Below are 1,210 nucleotides of genomic sequence, written 5' to 3'. Positions count from 1 at the left end.
TGGAATACTTTTCCTGCTGTGAAACTAATGGGACTATGAGCAAAAGTAAAGGAATGCTGTCCTGGCTTAAAGGAGAACTTCTCTTTATATAGCAGTCCTGCTAGGGGAAAACCGCCACCAATGGATTTCCCGAAGGTTATGATGTCTGGTTCTACCTCATAAAGATCACTCATGAACATCTCTTTCACACAGCCAAAGGCGGTTTGTATTTCATCAACAATCATCACGACATTGTTCTGGTCGCAAAGCTCCCGAATACCTTGGACTAATGACTTACTCAAAATCTTAAACCCGCAGTTGCCTTGTACTAGCTCCAAAATGATCGCCGCAGGCTGTTCTTTGATCATTTTTACTTCAATATCAGCTAGATCTTTTTTTACTTCCACACCATGATTAAAATAGGGTTGATATTGTTCGGCTGTAGCTTTCCAGCTAACCCCCATTGTCGCAAAGCTTCTGCCATGAAAACCATCTTCTAAGTAGAGGATTTTATGCCGATCGTCACAATTGTTTATAGCTAGTTTCATCGCCCCTTCATTAACTAAGCTGCCATGAAGACAAAAATTGACTTTGGTTAAAGATTGCGGCGAAAGCTCGATCAGCAATTGAGCCAGCTCAACTTTGTCTTGTGTTTAGAAGGCTGTTCTTAAATGAGTTACTTTGTCGAGTTGATTTTTGACTGCATCAATAATTCGTGGATTGTTGTGACCAAGTGGCAAAGACCAAGTTTGTGAAAATAGGTCGAAATATTTTCTCCCTTCACTATCCCATAAGTAAGGGCCAAAAGCTTTTTCTATATTGACTGCGGTGGCGCCTATTGTGCTACCTTCATTTTTAAATATCATGGTTTCCTATTATTCAATCCACTAATAAGTTTAAGTTATTCAATCCACTAATAAGTTTAAGAAAAGGTTAAAATCCTAAATTTTATTTTAAAGCTCCTTTCCCAAAAATTGCAAGATACATTCCCCATAATACAATTAAACAACCTAAATAATTAGTCCAACTTGTAATTTCTGAAAATATAAATTTCGCTTCTATATGACTAAAAAGGGGAATAACTAACATTGATAAAGCTACAAAACTCGAAGACAATTTTTTCAGACTATAAACAGCTAATCCTTGAACTATAACTTGACTCAATAAAGCAATAGCAATTACTAAAAGCCATTCTTGACAAGAATTGGGTAAAACATGATCACTCCCAGAT

Annotated in this window: 1 protein-coding gene and 1 pseudogene; both read right to left on the bottom strand. The window is 36.8% G+C overall.

The genetic code is table 11. The features are described from left to right. Nucleotides 1-845 (bottom strand): annotated as a pseudogene (locus tag F6K53_RS43795) (aspartate aminotransferase family protein); the annotation flags it as partial. A gap of 82 nt (nucleotides 846-927) precedes the next feature. After that, the coding region (locus F6K53_RS43790; protein ID WP_293087075.1) for an EamA family transporter at nucleotides 928-1,210 on the bottom strand (283 nt) is incomplete at its 5' end.

The sequence above is a fragment of the Moorena sp. SIO4A1 genome, assembly GCF_010672065.1.
In the GTDB taxonomy this organism is placed as follows: domain Bacteria; phylum Cyanobacteriota; class Cyanobacteriia; order Cyanobacteriales; family Coleofasciculaceae; genus Moorena.
Note: the sequence above shows the minus strand (reverse complement) of the source record. Positions and strands in the feature narration are given on the sequence as shown.